Origin of the sequence: Enterovibrio norvegicus FF-33 (assembly GCF_000286835.2) — a bacterium.
GTDB lineage: Bacteria > Pseudomonadota > Gammaproteobacteria > Enterobacterales > Vibrionaceae > Enterovibrio > Enterovibrio norvegicus_A.
In genome coordinates, this window is sequence record NZ_AJYD02000038.1 from 1,110,842 (window position 1) to 1,129,105 (window position 18,264).

15 protein-coding genes are annotated in these 18,264 nt (G+C 46.1%); 1 reads left to right on the forward strand and 14 read right to left on the reverse strand.

Features of this window, described 5'->3' with window-relative positions; genetic code table 11:
* Window positions 1–2: 2 nt before the first annotated feature.
* The 7 genes from A1OO_RS13235 to A1OO_RS13265 form a co-directional block, all read right to left on the reverse strand.
* Window positions 3–812, reverse strand: coding sequence for an L-iditol 2-dehydrogenase (locus A1OO_RS13235; protein WP_017003302.1), 810 nt, complete (start codon window positions 810–812; stop codon window positions 3–5).
* A complete protein-coding gene (locus A1OO_RS13240; protein WP_017003303.1) occupies window positions 809–2,209 on the reverse strand; it encodes a mannitol dehydrogenase family protein in 1,401 nt (466 codons plus the stop codon). The genes A1OO_RS13235 and A1OO_RS13240 overlap by 4 nt, the downstream gene beginning before the upstream one ends.
* On the reverse strand, window positions 2,202–3,305 hold the full coding sequence (locus tag A1OO_RS13245; protein ID WP_017003304.1) for an ABC transporter ATP-binding protein: 1,104 nt from the start codon (window positions 3,303–3,305) through the stop codon (window positions 2,202–2,204). The genes A1OO_RS13240 and A1OO_RS13245 overlap by 8 nt, the downstream gene beginning before the upstream one ends.
* Window positions 3,302–4,135 (reverse strand): carbohydrate ABC transporter permease, encoded by an 834-nt coding sequence (locus A1OO_RS13250; protein WP_016960404.1) that lies wholly within the window; start codon window positions 4,133–4,135, stop codon window positions 3,302–3,304. The genes A1OO_RS13245 and A1OO_RS13250 overlap by 4 nt, the downstream gene beginning before the upstream one ends.
* A gap of 9 nt (window positions 4,136–4,144) precedes the next feature.
* A complete protein-coding gene (locus A1OO_RS13255) occupies window positions 4,145–5,005 on the reverse strand; it encodes a carbohydrate ABC transporter permease (protein ID WP_016960405.1) in 861 nt (286 codons plus the stop codon).
* A gap of 62 nt (window positions 5,006–5,067) precedes the next feature.
* On the reverse strand, window positions 5,068–6,384 hold the full coding sequence (locus tag A1OO_RS13260; protein ID WP_016960406.1) for an ABC transporter substrate-binding protein: 1,317 nt from the start codon (window positions 6,382–6,384) through the stop codon (window positions 5,068–5,070).
* 232 nt (window positions 6,385–6,616) lie between these two features.
* On the reverse strand, window positions 6,617–7,516 hold the full coding sequence (locus tag A1OO_RS13265; protein ID WP_016960407.1) for a mechanosensitive ion channel family protein: 900 nt from the start codon (window positions 7,514–7,516) through the stop codon (window positions 6,617–6,619).
* Window positions 7,517–7,914: 398 nt separating this feature from the next.
* Between A1OO_RS13265 and A1OO_RS13270 the strand changes: the two genes are divergently transcribed.
* Entirely contained in the window at window positions 7,915–10,581 is a 2,667-nt protein-coding gene (locus A1OO_RS13270; protein ID WP_017003305.1) for a M4 family metallopeptidase, read from the forward strand.
* Here A1OO_RS13270 and A1OO_RS13275 read toward each other — a convergent pair.
* The 7 genes from A1OO_RS13275 to A1OO_RS13305 all read right to left on the reverse strand — a co-directional run bounded on the left by A1OO_RS13275 (window position 10,578) and on the right by A1OO_RS13305 (window position 18,158).
* Window positions 10,578–11,177, reverse strand: coding sequence for a chloramphenicol phosphotransferase CPT family protein (locus A1OO_RS13275; RefSeq protein ID WP_016960409.1), 600 nt, complete (start codon window positions 11,175–11,177; stop codon window positions 10,578–10,580). The genes A1OO_RS13270 and A1OO_RS13275 overlap by 4 nt on opposite strands.
* 157 nt (window positions 11,178–11,334) lie before the next feature.
* Window positions 11,335–12,621 (reverse strand): cytosine deaminase, encoded by a 1,287-nt coding sequence (locus tag A1OO_RS13280; protein ID WP_016960410.1) that lies wholly within the window; start codon window positions 12,619–12,621, stop codon window positions 11,335–11,337.
* Window positions 12,622–12,677: 56 nt separating this feature from the next.
* A complete protein-coding gene (locus tag A1OO_RS13285) occupies window positions 12,678–13,205 on the reverse strand; it encodes a DUF4136 domain-containing protein (protein ID WP_017003306.1) in 528 nt (175 codons plus the stop codon).
* A gap of 209 nt (window positions 13,206–13,414) precedes the next feature.
* On the reverse strand, window positions 13,415–14,083 hold the full coding sequence (locus A1OO_RS13290) for a hypothetical protein (RefSeq protein WP_016960412.1): 669 nt from the start codon (window positions 14,081–14,083) through the stop codon (window positions 13,415–13,417).
* 152 nt (window positions 14,084–14,235) lie between these two features.
* Entirely contained in the window at window positions 14,236–14,985 is a 750-nt protein-coding gene (locus A1OO_RS13295; protein ID WP_016960413.1) for a LytR/AlgR family response regulator transcription factor, read from the reverse strand.
* Complete coding sequence (locus A1OO_RS13300) at window positions 14,973–15,992, reverse strand: sensor histidine kinase (RefSeq protein ID WP_016960414.1); 1,020 nt, start codon at window positions 15,990–15,992, stop codon at window positions 14,973–14,975. The genes A1OO_RS13295 and A1OO_RS13300 overlap by 13 nt, the downstream gene beginning before the upstream one ends.
* A 345-nt stretch (window positions 15,993–16,337) precedes the next feature.
* On the reverse strand, window positions 16,338–18,158 hold the full coding sequence (locus A1OO_RS13305) for a diguanylate cyclase domain-containing protein (protein WP_016960415.1): 1,821 nt from the start codon (window positions 18,156–18,158) through the stop codon (window positions 16,338–16,340).
* Between the last annotated feature and the right edge of the window lie 106 nt (window positions 18,159–18,264).

Genomic DNA, 18,264 nt, shown 5'->3' on the forward strand with positions numbered 1-18,264 from the left:
CGTTAGCTCATCACGTTGCCGCCATCGACATTATATGTCTGGGCGGTGATGTAGTCCGATAACGGCGAGGCAAGAAACAGTGCCATGCCGGCAATATCATTGGGCACACCCATTTTCCCGAGGGGGACGTCTTCACCCACGAGTTTTTTCTTTTCACCCAGTTGGCGGTTTTCGTACTTGGCAAACAGGGCATCCACGCTATCCCACATTGGGGTATCAACCACGCCAGGCGAAATGCCATTCACTGTAATCCCGTGCTCTGCAAGGGCAAGCGCTGCGGATTGGGTATAGCTGACCACCGCAGCCTTGGTCGCGCAGTAATGGGCGACGAGCGCTTCTCCTCGTCGTCCTGCTTGTGACGCCATATTGATGATCTTGCCACCGTTCCCAGCTTCAACCATCGCCTTAGCGACATCTTGCATCAGAAAGAACATGGCTTTCACGTTGACGTTGAACAGCTTGTCAAACTGCGCTTCAGTGGCTTCAAGGAACGGCCCCATGTCGAACACCGCCGCATTGTTAAACAGCACATCAATGCCGCCAAACTTCGATACTACGGCGCTGACAATATGCTGACGCGCCTCAGCATCTGTGAGGTCAGCATGCAGATACGCAAGGTTGTCGCCATATTTATCGAGTAGGGCACTCACGCCAGGGGAGGGATCTTGGGGTAAATCGACTATCACACATTTCGCCCCGCTGGCGAGGTAGGCATAGGCCACCGCCAGACCAATGCCACCGTTCGCACCACTAAGTAACGCGACTTTGCTATCGAGCACCGGCTTACCGTGAAGGTCGAGAGAAAGTGTCATGGGTAGCGCTCCTCATATTCGTCTAAGGTCTGCTTGATTTGAATGGCAAGGGATTCACCGAAAAACGGATAACGTTGATTGAGCCCCTGCCAGACATCAGGGTCTTGCAAGAAGGCATCGATTGGGTCAGTTTGCTCCATCCACCCTTCTGCAACCGCGAGGTAGGGGTCTTTATAGTTAAACGCAAAGCGACCACTGATGTTGAGTGCCAGAAAGCAGTACCAGTGTGCAATGAGCCTCATGGCAGCGGTCGGGATATAATCTCGTTCTAGATTGAGTTTCACCGTTGGCAAAATAAACTGTGGAAATTTGCTGATGCTGTCCATTGCTATACGTTCGATGGAATCGGCAATGTAAGCATTGCTGAAACGAGAAATGATGATTGCTCGATATTCTTCTAAATCAAACGGTCGGTCGTAAATCGTCGGGATGACTTCATTTTGATGATACTGCTTGAGCCATTCGTTGAGATTGGCGTCTCGAACATTCTCATCGTAGGTTTGATAGCCACGCAGCGCACCGACATAGGACAGCAGAAAATGTCCGCCATTTAGAATGCGGATTTTTGCTTCTTCAAACGCATGCACCTTGTTGGTGAAGGTCACGCCGACTTTTTCCAATGGGGGAAAGTCGGTCGCGAATTTGTCTTCGATGACCCATTGCTCGAAATTTTCGCCCATGATTGGGCAGGCATCATCCACGCCTAACTCTCGCTTAATCTCTTGTGACAGATTCGCTGGTGGCACGGGTGTAATTCTGTCCACCATCGAACACGGGAAAGTGACGTTGTCACTCATCCAGTTTGAAAGGTCACTTAACTCAGCGGCCTCAATAAACTGACCAAAAGCTTTTTCAAGACGCTTACCGTTGTCGCGTAAGTTATCGCACGTGGCGACGGTGATAGCGCCTGATGCCATACTTTGGCGAGTGAGCAGTGCGAGTGCGAGGTAGCCATACAGAGTTTGAGGTTGTCCACTACCTTGGCTAATTACCTTTATGTCATGTGAAATCTCAAGATTGGCGAGGTTGAGATCGTCGCTGTCAGTAAGGTAGTAACCCGCTTCTGTCACTGTAATAGTTAGGGCTTTAACGGCGCTATCATTGAATATACGTTCAATCACAGAAGGGTCGGCTGAGGCATCTTCTACGCGGTCGATACTGTCTATCTCAATGTATTGTGCAGTGCCATCTGGGGCGATGCGTTTGAAATGATAGAGACCTTGTTGCTGTTTCAACGCATCGGGTATACGGCGTGTGTCATCTCGTAAATTCACATCGGTGTAATACCAGCGATCAGCTTCTGGGAGCTGCTCGTTGAGCAGCTTCAAGTAAAAAGCCTGATGACCGCGGTGGAAGGCACCAATACCAAAATGCACAAGGCGGTTGTTTTCAGACATGGCTAACCTCGCCGTATATGTTGGTGGTTTTTTCTTCTTTGTCAAAAAGATAAACTTTTGATGGGTCCAATTTTACGCCAACAGCATCACGCAACTTAGGCGTGAATTTAGGGTCTGCACGCACGACGATGGTTTCGCCACTTAAGGTACGGACGTAGGTTAGCGTTTCGCTGCCCAACTGTTCGATGACTTCGACATCTCCGTTGATATGACCTTCATCGGTGGCGCAAATGCTCAAGGATTCAGGGCGAAAGCCAATGCTTCCGGCTTCCAAAGCGCGCTCTGTATATGCCTCTTTGGGTAAAAGAATTCGGGCGTCGTCATTGAAGGTAACGTCTAACATCTCTCCACTAAATACCTTGTTAACGGACAAGGTATTCATTTTGGGTGTGCCGATGAAGGTGGCAACGAAACGGCTGGCAGGCTGGTGATAAAGCTCAAGTGGTGTACCGATTTGGGCAACTTCACCTTGGCTCATGATCACCACTTTGTCGGCTAACGTCATGGCTTCAATTTGATCATGCGTGACGTAAATCATGGTGCTTTGAAGTTCTTGATGCAGCCTTGAAAGTTCGATGCGCATTTCGACACGCAACGCCGCATCGAGGTTAGACAAAGGTTCATCAAACAGAAAGACTTTTGGATTTCGCACGATGGCGCGACCAATGGCCACCCGCTGACGCTGACCGCCGGAAAGCGCTTTTGGCTTACGGTCAAGCAGTGCTTCAAGTTTTAGTGCTTTGGCAACGTTACCAACTTTTTCTTCTATTTCTTGCGGTGGGCGTTTTGCTAGTTTGAGCGCAAATGACATGTTGTCTTTCACCGACATGTGCGGATAAAGCGCATAGCTTTGAAACACCATGGCCACGTCGCGCTTAGAGGGGTGGGTTTCAATGATCGACTCACCGTCCAATCGAATATCCCCGTCAGAAGAAGACTCTAAGCCGGCAATTGTCCGTAGCAACGTTGATTTACCGCAACCTGACGGTCCCACGAAAACAACGAATTCCCCTTTTTTAATCTCGAAGTCGATGTCCTTAAGCGCAAGGACGTCACCGTATTTCTTGTATAAGTTTTTGACTTGTAAGTAGCTCATTTAACAGCCCCGAAGGTTAATCCTTGAACCAGTTGTTTCTGACAGAACCAACCCAGAATGACGATAGGCGCACACGCAAGCGTAGATGCAGCAGACAGCTTCGCCCAGAACAATCCTTCTGGACTTGAATAGGTGGAAATCATGGTGGCCAGCGTGCCTGCGTTAGCAGACGTTAAGTTGATTGACCAAAATGCTTCGTTCCAACTCAATACGATGGATAGCAATGCGGTAGAAGCAATGCCCCCTAACGATAATGGAAGCAACACATGACGAATTTCTCCTAGCGTATCTGCACCATCAAGGCGCACTGCTTCAAGGATGTCACGCGGGATGTCCTTGAAGTAAGAGAACAGCATCCACACCACAATCGGCAGATTGATCAGGGTATAAATAATCGTGAGTGCAAACGTGGTATCGAGCAGTCCTGTCTTTTGGCACAGCACATAGATAGGGATCAATACGCCAACCGCTGGAAGCATTTTGGTAGACAACATCCAAAGCAACATATCCTTGGTGTGTTTTTGAGGATAAAACGCCATGGAATAGGCCGCGGGAATCGCAATGAGTAACGCCAATATTGTTGAGCCGAACGCTGTGATCACCGAGTTAATCGCAAACTTCATGTAGTCGCTGCGCTCTTGCACAATGCCAAAGTTTTCAATCGTTGGTTCAAAGATGAACGCGGGTGGCACCGAAATCGCTTGTTGTTCGGTTTTGAATGCCGTTATTAGCATCATAAAAATTGGGAAAAAGACCAGTAGCGCCAATGCCCAACAAATAATGGGACGGAGCCAGCCAGTTTGGTCGATAAGTGAAACTTGTTTAGCCATGATGCCTCCTTAAGCGACCAAGTTTTTGCCAATGGCACGGATGAGGAAGAACGCAACAATGTTGGCGAGAATGACTGCAATCAAACCACCCGCAGAGGCGACACCCACGTCGAATTGCATCAGTGCTTGCGCGAAGATCAGGAAGGCGAGGTTGGTGGACTCGTAGCCCGGACCGCCGCCTGTGGTGACAAAAATTTCAGCAAATATCGACAACATGAAGATGGTTTCAATCATCATCACGACCGCAATGGGACGGGCCAGGTGTGGCAGCGTGAGATAACGAAACACTTGCCAGCCTGTTGCACCATCAAGCAGTGCCGCTTCTTTTTGTTCGTGATCCATCGATTGTAGCGATGTGATAAAAATGAGCAGTGCAAAGGGCATCCATTGCCAACTGACCATGGTGATGATGGAGCCAAGAGGGAAAGCGGTAAGCCAATCTATAGGCTCCAGCCCAACACTTTCCCACACTGATGCCAGCACACCATAAACGGGGTGCATCATCATATTTTTCCAGATCAGGGCGTTGACAGTGGGCATGATGAAAAAAGGAGAAATAAGCAGGACACGTGCAATGCCGCGACCAAAAAAGGGCTTATCTAACGCAATGGCGATGAGCAGCGCGCCAATTACAGTGACCACTAGCACCATGCCAACTAAGGTCAAGGTGTTGATCAGTGCAGGCCAGAATGCATCATCGGTATAAAAGAACTCGAAATTCATCGAGCCGATAAATTCGTTCTCTCCGGGGTAAAGCAGGTTATATCTGATGGTTGAGAAATATATCGTCATGGAAAGAGGGACGATCATCCAGAGCAGCAAGCTGACAAAGGAGGGCGCAACCAGCAGTCGAGGCAACCATTTTTGCATAGCGACTATCCGAAAAACTAAAGAAGAAGTAGCCGGACAGCGAACTGTCCGGCGAAAGGGGTTTACTTGTAGTACCCAGACTTACGCATTTCGCGATCAGCTGACTTGTTGGCACTTTGAAGCGCTTTTTCTACCGTTGTTTTGCCTGCTAGTGCAGAAGACAATTGCTGACCCGTCGCAATACCAATCGCTTGGAATTCAGGGATGGCAGCAAATTGAACACCAACGTAAGGGCTTGGGTTCTGTGTGCTGTTGGCGGGATCTGCCGAATTGATGGCAGCTAGTTCCGCTTCAGCAAACGATGCGGCATCAAGGAATGCTTGTGTCTCATACGTTGATTGGCGTGTACCTGTCGGTACGCTTGCCCAACCATTCTTCTCAGCCACTAACTTGATGTAGTCTTTTGACGTAGCCCAAGTGACAAATTTCTGTGCTGCTTCCGTGTTTTGGGTTGCTGCGGGTACTGCCAGCGCCCAAGCCCACAACCAGTTTGCACCGCGATCGGTGACAGCGACAGGAGACTGTGCAAAGGCGACTTTGTCATGCACTTTGCTCTGTTTTGGATCGGTAATGAATGATGCTGCAATAGTGGCGTCAATCCACATACCGCACTTGCCTTCATTGAACAGGGCGAGGATTTCGTTAAAGCTGTTCGAGCTTGAGCCCGGAGGGCCGTAAGTGCTCAGAAGATCCACGTAGAAGTTAACGGCGTGGTTCCACTCTGGCGAGTTTAGCTGTGGTTTCCAGTTTTCATCAAACCATTGAGCGCCGAACGAATTCGCCATGGTGGTGACGAAAGCGGTGTTGTCGCCCCAACCAGGTTTACCACGAAGACAGATACCGTAAACGCCGTTATCCGGATCGTGAATCGCTGCGGCAACATCACGAATGTGTCCCCACGTTGCGCGATCTGGGACTGTCATACCGGCCTTGTCGACCAGATCTTTACGGTACATAACCATGGAGCTTTCGCCGTAGAACGGAACGGCATATAGTTTGCCGTCGACTGATAAGCCTGCGCGCATTGACGGAAGTAGGTCATCTACGTCGTAGGCAGCATCGGTTTCGATTTCTTTCAACCAACCTTTCTCTGCCCAAATCGGGGTCTCGTACATACCGATTGTCATGACATCAAACTGACCACCTTTGGTCGCGATATCTGTAGTGACACGTTGACGGAGTACACCTTCTTCGAGTGTCACCCAATTAAGTTTTATATCGGGGTTCTGTTTTTCAAACTCTTCGCTAAGCTTTTGCATTTCGATCATGTGACCGTTATTCACCGTCGCGATGGTTAATTCGGTCGCCGCAGAAGCGGACATTGAGAAAGCGGTACAGCATGCAGCAAAGGCGGTTAACGTTTTCCTTGTAGACAGCATTTTTAGTTCCTCATGGTTAAAAGATGAACATCGTTGGTGTTAACATCTGTTTAACAATGTAAGTACAAAAAAAGGCAATAGTGAATAAAAGCGGTGAAGAAAAGTACTTTTCTTTATGAGGAATGATGATTTTTTTACTTTGTGGTGCAGCGAGGGTTTAGGTAATTAGGCAGTAACAAGTTACGGCTGCCTTTTTATTGAGGCAGCCGTATGGCGTGACTTTTCTGATGAATCAGCAGTGTAGGGCCTTAGATTCAAGCTCTGTCAGCAAGTCTTCTGATATCGCAATGGGGGGGTGTTTTAGTATGCGTTCGCAATAAAGCGTCATGAAATCTTCGCGGATCAACTGTTCTAATTCTGTGGCGCGTTCTGTCGGGCAAAATATACGAATATGGACCTGTGGGTCTCCTAAGTCCGTCGATGTGACTTGTACGTGCGGATCGGCGCCAGGGAGATCGACACCAGCATGACGCTCAATCACATGGTTGTATCGCGTGGCCACTTCATAGAAATCTTGGCAGTGATCATCAATGTGCGCCAATAGGCTTGGTACCATTGGGTATAAATTGGTTGTTTCTTTTACTGTGATTTTAAATTCATGATAAACATAGCGTTTCATGAAATTAAGGTTCTTTACTGGTGTGGTGAAAAATAGGCTGTTAGGAAACGTAGCAGTTTTACCTGTGTAGTTGTACGTCCCGTGGTAGAGATCGATTTCCTGAATTTTTGTCGCCATCAAATTGTGCTCAATCACTTCACCGCACAGAGAGCCGACTTCAATCCATTCACCAATTTGAAACGACCGCGAACTCGCGCGTTGGATCGATCCTGTAAAACACAGAATGATTTCCTTCGAAGCAACCACCACGGCTACCGCAATGGCAGTCAGTGACAGTGCAAATTCATTGATCTCTGACTGCCAGACCAAAAACATCACGATCAGCAGAATGGTGAAGGATCCGTTTTTGGTTTGTGAGATCCATTTGCGCTGTTCTTCGCTAAGAAAATTGGTATCGCCCCAAATGAACTTGATCATGATGCGTCGAATCGTCCAGATGACGGTGATGATCAACAAGGTCAGGAGAAATTTGTGCTCACTAAAAAAAGTGATGAGTGACTGAAGTTGTTCCACTGGTGCTTCCTGTTATACGCGAGTACTTAAATCGGTAAAATGCTTCGGCGCAACACTACTGACTAAATTGAGGCTTATCAAGGGACAGCAAGCGCTGTTTTTGATATTGCGCAGTTAGCGAGGCCGCTATTTCCTAAAGTTTAGCGTGTTGAAGGAGATCGTGGGGTTTGCAGGTGTTTTCGTATTGGTGTGCAGGTCAGTGTTGGAAAACGACGGTGGCCACAGATAGTGGCGATATAACACAATGTATTGCACATCAGCGCCTTACATTGATACACATTTCCGTGCCAAGAATAACCGCTACTAACTCATGTCCATGCCTTTATCAATCACCGATCATCAACCATGATTATTGAATATCGATCAGCTGTCTCATATAAGATTTTGGTGTTGTATTTATGGTATGTTGGCGTCAATTCAGTGCTTTGTGTTTTCTCTGTTCGCCAGTCGCCGTCGCGACTGCAGCAAACATCGAAAAGGTAAGCGGTCAAAGCGCATTGCTCTCAGACGTTCAGCGCGCTACCTATTCGCGCTCGCAATCGCCATTTTCTGGATTTGTACCTATCGAAACCGTTGTTTTGCCTAATGGCAAGGTCAAGTCGAAACACCAGCAATACTATCAAGGTCTGCCTGTTCGAAAAGGCCGTATTGTTTCTGATAAAGATGCTGGTGGTTTTTCCAATGCACGCGGTAAACATGTGACTGGGTTGTCTCAAAGTTTGACGGCCGTCACCCCCTCGGTCAGTCATCAACGTGCAAAACAATTACTTAAAAATCAGTACCTGCTGTCACCGCCTTTTGTTGATGTTGTTATCCCTGAAGATGAAACTAGCGAGTTGTTTGTATGGCTCGATGATAACAATATTCCTCGCTTAGTTTATGAAGTCAGCTTTTTTATTCCAACTCAAAAACCAACACGACCACATGCTTACATCGATGCAAAAACGGGTAATATCCTCAAAATGTGGGAAGGTTTAGCGCATGCGGCAGATATTGGTCAAGGGCCAGGTGGCAACACGAAAACAGGGCGTTATGACTACGGTGTTGATTACGCAGGCTTGAATATCAATAAGGCAGACAATACTTGTACGCTTGAGAATACCAATGTGAAAACCGTTAATTTGAACCATGGAACGTCGGGGTCTACCGCGTTTTCATATACGTGTAATGACAGCAGCAATACCAATACACACAAAAGCATCAACGGTGCCAACTCTCCTTTGAACGATGCGCATTTCTTTGGTCAGCTTGTGTTTGATATGTACAACGATTGGCTGAGTATGGCGCCCCTTTCTTTCCAGCTTGTGATGAGGGTGCATTACAGCAACAACTACGAAAATGCTTTTTGGAATGGATCATCCATGACATTTGGAGATGGTTACAGCACCTTTTATCCCTTGGTAGATGTCAATGTGTCTGCGCATGAGGTTAGCCATGGATTCACAAGTCAAAATTCCAATCTGATTTATTCGGGAATGTCGGGCGGCATCAATGAAGCTTTTTCCGATATTGCGGGTGAGGCGGCAGAGTATTACTGGAAGGGTAGTGTTGATTGGGTAGTCGGTGCTGACATCTTCAAAACTGGCAGCGGGTTGCGCTACTTCGTGACCCCATCCGATGATGGTCGTTCGATTGATCATGCCAGTGAGTATTATTCGGGTATGGATGTTCACTACTCGAGCGGTGTGTTTAATCGTGCTTTTTATCTCCTTGCCAATACCTCAGGTTGGGATATCAGAAAGGCATTTGAAGCGTTTGCATTCGCCAACAAACTGTATTGGGAAGCAAGCTCTGATTTTGATGATGGCGGTTGCGGCGTTGTTCGAGCCGCAGACGATCTCGGTTACAACACTTCAGATGTGATCGACGCTTTTGAACAGGTGGGTGTCTACGCCTGTTTGGATGCAATCGAATTGTTGGATGAAATACCAGTTTCGAATACTAGCGGCGGTGCGGGATCTGAAACCTATTATTACTTCTCGCTTCCGACAAACACGGATAATGCTACTGTCGCCATGTCTGGTGGGACGGGTAATGCCGACCTGTATGTGAAGTACAACGGCTGGCCGACTCCTTCGGATTATGATTGCATCGCGGCTGGGGCAAACAACAATGAAGTGTGCGACGTGACCTTGCAGGGAAGCGGCGAATACAACGTGTTGGTGGTTGGAGACACGAGTTATAGCGGTGCAACGATAGAACTTGATGTTACGGTAACGCCACCTCAAACATTAGCGGTAGGAGAGAGTGTGTTAAGCCTCGCGGGCAGCCGGGGCGACATGTTGTTCTATCTCTTCGAGATACCTGACGATGGTAGTGATTTGGACGTGAGTATCGCTGGCGGTTCGGGTGACGCAGACTTGTATTTGAACCTCGGTAGTACACCGTCTCAGTCAGATTTCGATTGCCGGCCCTACTATTACGGAAATAATGAAACATGCACGGCATCTGGCGAGGCAGGAGACACATTCTATGTGATGCTTCATGGCTATAGTGACTTTGCTGGTGTGGCATTATCTCTGCAAAAAAGCACGCCATCGTTGCCGCCAGAACAGCGCGCTGACCCTATCGACCCTGCGACACCGATAACCAATCTGCAGGGCACTGTTGGTGAGGCAATTTATTATTCCTTTACCATCACCAGTGCTGGCGTGTTAGCTTCAAATCGCGCAACACTGAATGCTAGTGGTTTTTCTGCGGGTGGCGTAACCATTTCTTTGGCTGGAGGTTTGGGTGATGCAGACCTTTATGTACGAGCAGGAGCAGCACCGACTACCACATTGTATGACTGCCGATCGTCATCAAGTTCAAATCAGGAAGTTTGTTCCTTGTCTGGAATGAGTGCGGGCACGTACTACGTGATGATTTATGGTTCTCAAGCCTTTGAGGGCGCAACATTGTCGATGTCGGAAACATCAGGCTCAGATCAGCCCAGCGCAGAAGCAGTTGGTGGCGGCGGAGGTGGGGGCACAATGTTTTTAAGCTGCTTCGCGTTAGTGTTCTGGTTGAACTCTCAGTGTGCCAAGAAAAGAAATAAAAACATCGCGGGTTTTTGTCTGCGTTAGTTTGCGACTTGAGTTTCGGATATCGCGATCTTTTCTAACGTTTTTCTGCTGGTGGGTGCGCCTGAAAGTGCAGGCTTAGTTTTGAAAAAGGCCATGATTTGGTCAGCACTGACCTCTGAAGAGAGTTTTGTTGTGTCTACTTCAAAGTCATAGCTCATATTGGTGTGTACATGGTTGTATTCACTTTCTGCCAATCCAATGGCACGATCTCCACGCTGGCGTTCTCGTTCCATTGCCACAAGCAAATGACATTTCACGCCTACGAGACAAACATCAAACTCTGACAATGCGTTGAGCATATCGAGTTTTTCCTTCTCAGGTATCCATGCATTATCGAGAATCAATCTGCAGCCTGCCTTTGCCAGTCCGCGTGCAGCTTGATGGTAACCTTCCACTAATTTTGTGTAACTGTAACCGTCGCGAGTAATGGCTTTACCCGCCATCATTTTTTGAAGATCGCTAGGAGGAAGTGAATACAAGACGCTATCAATACTGAAATTTAGATACTGGGTTTGCAGTTTCTCGATGAGCACGCGGGCAATGCTGGTTTTTCCCGAACTACCTGTGCCGTTGAGAATGATGATCTGAGGGGGCATGGCGTGATTCTCATCGTTGTAAAAGCATCACTCTATTAAACACTCACATTATTAAAGTGTATAGAAAGTTAGCCATATTTTGAAAACAACATCGCAAATTTAACGCGACGAACGGACATGGGGAGCCAATGCCCAGTTGTTGCAGGGCATTGGAAACCTAGCGTTTAAAAGTAACGACTTCTGTGGACTGCAAGTGGATCGATGTTGTTGCTGGATGTGTTTCTGCTATGACGTTTCCGTGGCGTATGGAGAAGCGCACTGGGACCTGACGACGTAGAGCATCGAAATCATTCTCTGCAGGAAGAATAATCAAGTTACCTGGCTTTCCAATTTCAATGCCGTAGCGACCTTGAATGTTTAGCGTGCGTGCTGAGTGATGGCTGATTAGATCAAGAGAATGATTCAGTTGGTCGTACCCCATGATCTGGCAGACGTGCATGCCCATGTGGACGACTTGTAGCATGTTGGCAGTCCCAAGTGGGTACCAAGGGTCGAACACATCATCATGGCCAAAACAGACGTTGATATTGGCGGCCAGCATTTCTTTTACGCGAGTTATGCCACGGCGTTTCGGATAATCATCAAATCGACCTTGCAGATGAATATTCACCAAAGGGTTGGCGACGAAATTGATGCCTGACATGCTAAGTAAACGGAATAACCGTGAAGTATACGCGCCATTATAACTGTGCATTGCCGTGGTATGACTGGCAGTGACTTTGGCGCCCATATCGTGTTTGTGTGCCAGCGCAGCAACAGTTTCGACAAAGCGGGATTGCTCATCATCGATTTCATCGCAATGTACGTCGATAAGCCGATCATATTTTCGCGCGAGCTCAAATGCAAAATGCAACGACTCAACACCGTACTCGCGGGTGAATTCGAAGTGGGGTATTGCGCCCACAACATCCGCTCCCATTTTCACGGCTTCTTCCAGTAACGCTTTGCCATTGGGGTAAGAAAGAATGCCTTCTTGTGGAAATGCGACAATCTGGATATCCACCCAGTTTTTCATTTCTTCTTTCACTTCCAATATGGCTTTGAGCGCGGTCAGCTTGGGGTCAGAGACATCAACGTGTGTGCGAACGTGCTGGATGCCGTTCGCGATTTGCCACTTGAGTGTTTGCATGGCACGTTTTTTCACATCTTCAATCGACAAGAGCGCTTTGCGCTCTGCCCAGCACTCAATTCCTTCAAACAGTGTGCCTGATATATTCCAGCGTGGTTCGCCAGCTGTTTGGGTGGTGTCTAAGTGAATATGTGGTTCACAAAATGGCGGCAAGGCCATGCCTTTTTCTGCATCGATAACCTTGATGTCAGGATTGGCACAGATATCTATATCATTGCTTTCAATGACACGAATCACGCCATCTTCAATTAAAATTTGCGAGAGGGATTCTTGACCACGAATAACAACATTTTTAATAAGTAGTGTTGCTGACATGTATTGTTCTTCCATTCTAGTCTTGGCCGACATTCGCTATTGAAGCAAACGCTGCTTTAGCTGCTTTTATCCGGAGGAAACTGTTTGAACATTTCTTTGACTTGTTCCTGAATGAAAACATTTTTGCTTGATGGCGTCATGTTATCAGTGAGCTTTCTATTCGATATGGCGCGCCAAATCACTTGGTTTGTGATTGGGTCGACCATCTCCACGACCAGTTGTCCATAGTCTCGCTCTTCAACACGAACGGGGGTTTCGTAACCAATGCCAATTCGATTGAAGCCATAACCAAAACGAAAAGATGGACCATAAGCCACACTTTCAGTTTTAGACTCAATAAAGTATCGAATATTTACACTTGGGGCGTTATCGGCCTCCGTCAGGCCCAGTAGGAGTAATTCTTCTTCTACCGCGCGTTTTATTCGACTGTCATCCAAAGAGATCGGTACAGAAGATGGGTGGGCGACGATATTGAAAGATTGAATGTCACTGTAGGGATACTGTTGATCGTAGTCGGTGTAAACGCTTTTTGCGCATCCCGCCAATACCGATATAAAAAGAAGTGAGACAAGACGTAAGTGCATGAAAGCCCTCTCTGACATTGTGAATTGTAAATTCGATCTAGATGCGGTGACTTCAATATCTGCAAGTTAGCATCTTGAGATTGCTTGAGTAAGACCATCAAAGTGACAAAAAAGTTGCTGAGTTTGAAGTTACGTATAAATCGGCAGGATGTCATGTCGAGAATGGATAAGGGGACATAAAGACTCGAAAAGAGCCTTTCGTTAAAAGGCTATGCGTTGGTATTTGCCGTAAGAGATAAGGCTTCTTGCGTAAGAGGGTGAGTCGGAGCAAGTTTTCTCATTTCTTGTGCCCAAGCTTGTGCAACATGGGGTTCTTCCATATCCAAAGCCGCTTTTACCGCACCAAGGTGTATCCATGCTTGTGGTTCAAATGGATAATACTGAAGTTGTTCCGACGCTAACATGTTTTTGAGCATATTATACCCACGCGCTTTTTGATGAAGTAAATCCGGCGTATTCACAAATGTTATAGCCGCAATGGATTGTATGTAAATCCCTTCGTTCAGACCGTAATAGGGTTTGGAAAATGATTCGTTAGACAGCAATCTTAACGACTTGTTGAGTGACGCCATACCCAACGTTGAGTACTTTTCTTTGTCCCAAGGTAACCAAGAATCTCTGGCTTTCACATAGAGGGTGCTGCCGTAGTATGCGGTGAGCAAGGCATCTTCTGGATATTGTCTGAGTAGACTGTCGACGGCACTTAACACATGCTCTCCAGCCCCGCTTACCCCTGACGTTGCATCGATGAATACTTCCTGAAGTGTTTTCGGGATAGGGTCAGCGTTAACTTGAGCAAACCAGATAGGCATAATGCTTGTAAAAACGAGGATGCCGCAGATGAGTGTGCGACTAAGTAAGCTGTCTTTACGTGGCATTCCTTGCCTCCAAATACGAAAAAGCGTGTTTTGTATGCCGCCACTTTATATCGCTTAGGCTCAATGAAAAGTACGATGCGACAAAGGGTGAATCATCCAGATAAATCGTAAATGCGAGCGCTAAGAATACAGGTGGTTGATGTATGGAGGTGTTACATTTGCTTGAACAATGCGTTTGCGTTTCGACTAACGGGGAGTTTTCGATTATCGTTGGTCATTTCAACAACCATTCTTCCAGTGATATCTCGAGATACTCGGTTAATTGATGCCACCTTGACGATGATCGAACGGTGGATTTGCCAGAACGTATCACTACATAGACTTTTGTATAAGCTTTTCAGGGGCGTTCTGATGATGTACTCACTGTCTTGCGTGACAACGGTCACGTACTTATCTTCTGCTTTAAAGTACTCGACATCATCCACGTGAATAAGGTGTATATCCTCACCTTTAGCTACTTTTAGCCATGTAAGAGGTGATTCTCGTTTAACTTGTGTTTGAGTAAGTAGTTGGATTAAGTCGTCTCGATTAAGGTTCTGTTCAAGCTGGCTCTCTAATCGTTCGCACGTTTTTTGGAGGCGGGATTCATCAATTGGTTTGACTAAGTAATCAATCGCCCCTTTTTCGAAAGCTTCAATTGCATAATGATCGTAAGCAGTTACAAAGACGATACGTGGCAATACATCCAGTTTGTTAATGGCACTTGCTACATCTAGCCCATCCAGCCCTGGCATTCTGATGTCTAAAAACACAACGTCGGGTTTGAGTTGGATTATTTTATCAACAGCTTCAATGCCATCTTTAACACTGGCAACAACCTCGATACTTGTACTGAGTTCACTGAGCAATTTGCTTAAGTGGTGGCGAAGTAATGGTTCATCATCGGCAATCAATGCGCGCATAGAATTGAAATCCTTGTTGTAAATCCGCCGTCACTATGTGGAATAAGTTCAAGTTTCCCGTGTTCGCCATAGAGTACCGAAAGACGTTGTCTAACATTTTTCATACTGAGACCATTTCCTTTCGACGCCTCATTAAAGCCAATACCATTGTCAGACACTTCAACGGTAATAACATTATTATTGCGAGAGAAATGTAAATGAACATGACCCCCTTTAATTGAGGGTTCGATACCGTGAACAACGGCATTTTCGACGGCAGGTTGTATAAGAAAAGGAGGAACCAGTGTTTGTGGCGATACAGAGTCATCAAGTGAGATGCTATATCCCATACGCTCTGACAGGCGGATTTGCTGGATAGCTAAATAGCTGTCTAGCAACTTTAATTCATCACTTAATGTAATGGTGTCTTTACGTTGTTGTTTGAGGCTAGCACGAAGCAATTCGGTGATTTTCCCGAGAAGTTTTTTTGCTTTTGCTGCATCAGTTTCAATCAAAATTTGAATGTTAGCCAATGTGTTAAAAAGAAAATGGGGTTCCATTTGTCCTTGAAGATTTCTTAACTGGCTATTGATAAGTGCTTTTTCTTGCTCAGCTTGCCTTAATTGGATGTCCTTCAATTCGGACTCGGCGCGGTTTGCTCGTTCTCGTGCAATAAAAAAGTATGCAATAAAGACAGCAATAGCCATAGTGACGATAAGAATCGGCATAATGGCACCGATTTTCCAAATGCCTTTATAGAAATATATACATAACAGCATATTGATGGTGCCGAATGGCATACCAATGAGTGTCGCCAAAATGATGTTTCGTCCAACTGGGCGATGAGGATAAGCGTTAGAAATAGTAATATTTGCGATCGTGAAAGCAATGCCATATCCAGCAGAAATAGCAAAGTGATACATCAGTGCCCCACCAAAAATGTATTTAGTGGTGTATGCGATAACGAGGCATAAAATGATGGATTGTATGATGCGAGTTCGATCTAAGATTTTAGGTTTTTTAGCCATAAGTATGTGCCTAATCAATCATAGACGATGTTAGATTTTATCAAGGCAAATCGAAATACCTAATTGCCTAAAGGAAAGTGATAATTGTCGAGGAAACAAAAATTGTTTCCATGTATTTAAACTGCCGTACATATGGTCGGCTAAAAAATAGGCGCAGCAAAAAATATGCGCGCCTTTCGATAAGGTATTTCGGATGCACAGTGGCTTTCCCGTCATGTTTGGATTAACAAGATTGGAAAAACAACCAACACAGCCACGGTAACGCAAAAAAGGTATGAGTGGAAAGTAATGAGATAAACATCAATATTTGGCGATAAGTAGCGCTATGACAGAATGAATGGGCTACTAATCTTTATGGATCGTGTTCTGAGGTGACTGAATCGCAATAACATCGGATCGTGTTCCATTCCCTCCTTTTCTTTCCGCATCAATACGCATCATTTCACTGGTATTCAACATATGTTGTGGATTGATACGGTCGGCCGTACTTTCAAGTGATGACAACCCTATGCTTAAGGTGATTGCGCCAGTCTTTGACAGGATGAAAGGCAGATTTTTCTGTTTAAGGCCATCATGTAATTTTTGGCAAACCACTTTTGAGTTATCACGCGTAGTATGCGGCAATATGATGGCGTACTTGTTATCGAGAAGAAACGCTAGGACATCGGAAGAGCGCTGGCAGGTATCTTTGATGACCTGACTGATAGTCACGAGCTGTTCACTCGCATCTTCTTCACCATGGGTATGAATATAGCCATCGAATTGATCAACTGAAATCAACAACAAACTGAGTGGTGTCTTATAGCGGCTTGCTCGGCGTAACTCTTTATCTAGCATGTCGTTAAAATGGCGGACGTTGGCTAATCCCGTGAGGTCATCTATCGTATTCACTTCTTCGAGTTGATGTGTAACATCGTCTAAAGTTTCTTGGTTTATATCTAATGCGTGGGTCAGTTCGACGTTTTCATCACTTATCTGATGAATAGTCTCAGTTTGTCGTTTTGCGAGTAATACAAACGCGAGTACGAGAGAGAGCAGGCCAAAAACAATAACCAGCGTCGTCAAAGCTTCTGTCTTATATTCTTGCCAAATTGGGGCTTGATAGTTGATAAATCTTGCGCCTTCGGGCAGCAGGTTTTTGTCAATTCTGTGCTTTTTTGCCGCTTCAAGGTCGAAAAACAAAGATGCAGGTGCTGTCTGATGACTCGGTAGCGGTGCATCAACGTCTGATGCTAACACTTGCAACGCGAGCTGTGCTGCCGCTTTCCCTTGACTAAACCCGGTCACAATCTGACCGCCAATTGCGCCGTGGCCGATATGAGAGTGCCAAAACGTATAGACAGGAAATGGCGTAACCGATGCCAATAATCGCGCTGTTTCAGCAGGACTGTAAAGCATACCGTCAATTTTGGGTAGGGTGTTGCTAAGTGCGAAAACAATCGTGTTGGTGGGCAGCTCGCTTAACATATCATCGAGTTCATCAATGGACTTATCTATGTAGATTTCGATGTCTAATTTGCTGGAAAGAACCGGGACAACACTTTCTTTGATGATGTCGATAATGCGTTGGTTATGGGGTTCTCGTTGAGAGCCTATAAATGCAAGGGATTGAGTTTTTGGATGCAGCGAGAGTGCGACATTAATGGCTTGTTGGTAATCGGTATATTCGGATATTCCCGTGACACGCGTATTTACGTCGTAGGCGTTTGTCGAAAAATCTTTTAGCGCCGTATAAATAATTGGCTGGCGAGGGAATAGCTCGTTTTGATGAGCCAATGCAAAGTCTAGTGCCGCATTATCTGACGTGATAACAAGGTCAGTGGCTTCAGAAACATGTTTAAGCGCAAGAATATCGGCCAATTTTTCTTTGATTGGCAATGCGTCGTGGCGCAGCGTGTCAAGATATACCACAGACAATTCTATGGGGACAGCTGAGGATTCGAACGTTTCTCTCAGGCCACTTTCTACTTCATCACTCCAACCATAGCCGCGGTGGTGTGAATTAATAAAGAGTAGTTGCTTAGCGCCCGTTTCCGCAGAAGCATTCGTGGACCCTATGGTGATGGCACTTGTTGTTAGCAGTGCGCCAGCCAATAGTACTAATACATGAAGGCTGAATAATCGAGCGATTGTGGTTTTGATTATGCGTGGTAAGCGATTACTCATAGCAATTCCATCTATTCTGTCGTTCTGAATGCGGTATTAATGCCTCATAAATGAGACGTTTTAGCTCCTAAGTGTAGTTTCAATATCAATAGATAAGTCAAACAAA

Coding starts and splice junctions, on each gene's coding strand:
- A1OO_RS13255 (WP_016960405.1), bottom strand. CDS start 5,005: ATGCAAAAATGGTTGCCTCGACTGCTGGTTGCGCCCTCCTTTGTCAGC.
- A1OO_RS13295 (WP_016960413.1), bottom strand. CDS start 14,985: ATGCGCGCATTGATTGCCGATGATGAACCATTACTTCGCCACCACTTA.
- A1OO_RS13250 (WP_016960404.1), bottom strand. CDS start 4,135: ATGGCTAAACAAGTTTCACTTATCGACCAAACTGGCTGGCTCCGTCCC.
- A1OO_RS13275 (WP_016960409.1), bottom strand. CDS start 11,177: ATGCCCCCTCAGATCATCATTCTCAACGGCACAGGTAGTTCGGGAAAA.
- A1OO_RS13300 (WP_016960414.1), bottom strand. CDS start 15,992: ATGGCTAAAAAACCTAAAATCTTAGATCGAACTCGCATCATACAATCC.
- A1OO_RS13305 (WP_016960415.1), bottom strand. CDS start 18,158: ATGAGTAATCGCTTACCACGCATAATCAAAACCACAATCGCTCGATTA.
- A1OO_RS13280 (WP_016960410.1), bottom strand. CDS start 12,621: ATGTCAGCAACACTACTTATTAAAAATGTTGTTATTCGTGGTCAAGAA.
- A1OO_RS13240 (WP_017003303.1), bottom strand. CDS start 2,209: ATGTCTGAAAACAACCGCCTTGTGCATTTTGGTATTGGTGCCTTCCAC.
- A1OO_RS13235 (WP_017003302.1), bottom strand. CDS start 812: ATGACACTTTCTCTCGACCTTCACGGTAAGCCGGTGCTCGATAGCAAA.
- A1OO_RS13260 (WP_016960406.1), bottom strand. CDS start 6,384: ATGCTGTCTACAAGGAAAACGTTAACCGCCTTTGCTGCATGCTGTACC.
- A1OO_RS13245 (WP_017003304.1), bottom strand. CDS start 3,305: ATGAGCTACTTACAAGTCAAAAACTTATACAAGAAATACGGTGACGTC.
- A1OO_RS13285 (WP_017003306.1), bottom strand. CDS start 13,205: ATGCACTTACGTCTTGTCTCACTTCTTTTTATATCGGTATTGGCGGGA.
- A1OO_RS13290 (WP_016960412.1), bottom strand. CDS start 14,083: ATGCCACGTAAAGACAGCTTACTTAGTCGCACACTCATCTGCGGCATC.
- A1OO_RS13270 (WP_017003305.1), top strand. CDS start 7,915: ATGGTATGTTGGCGTCAATTCAGTGCTTTGTGTTTTCTCTGTTCGCCA.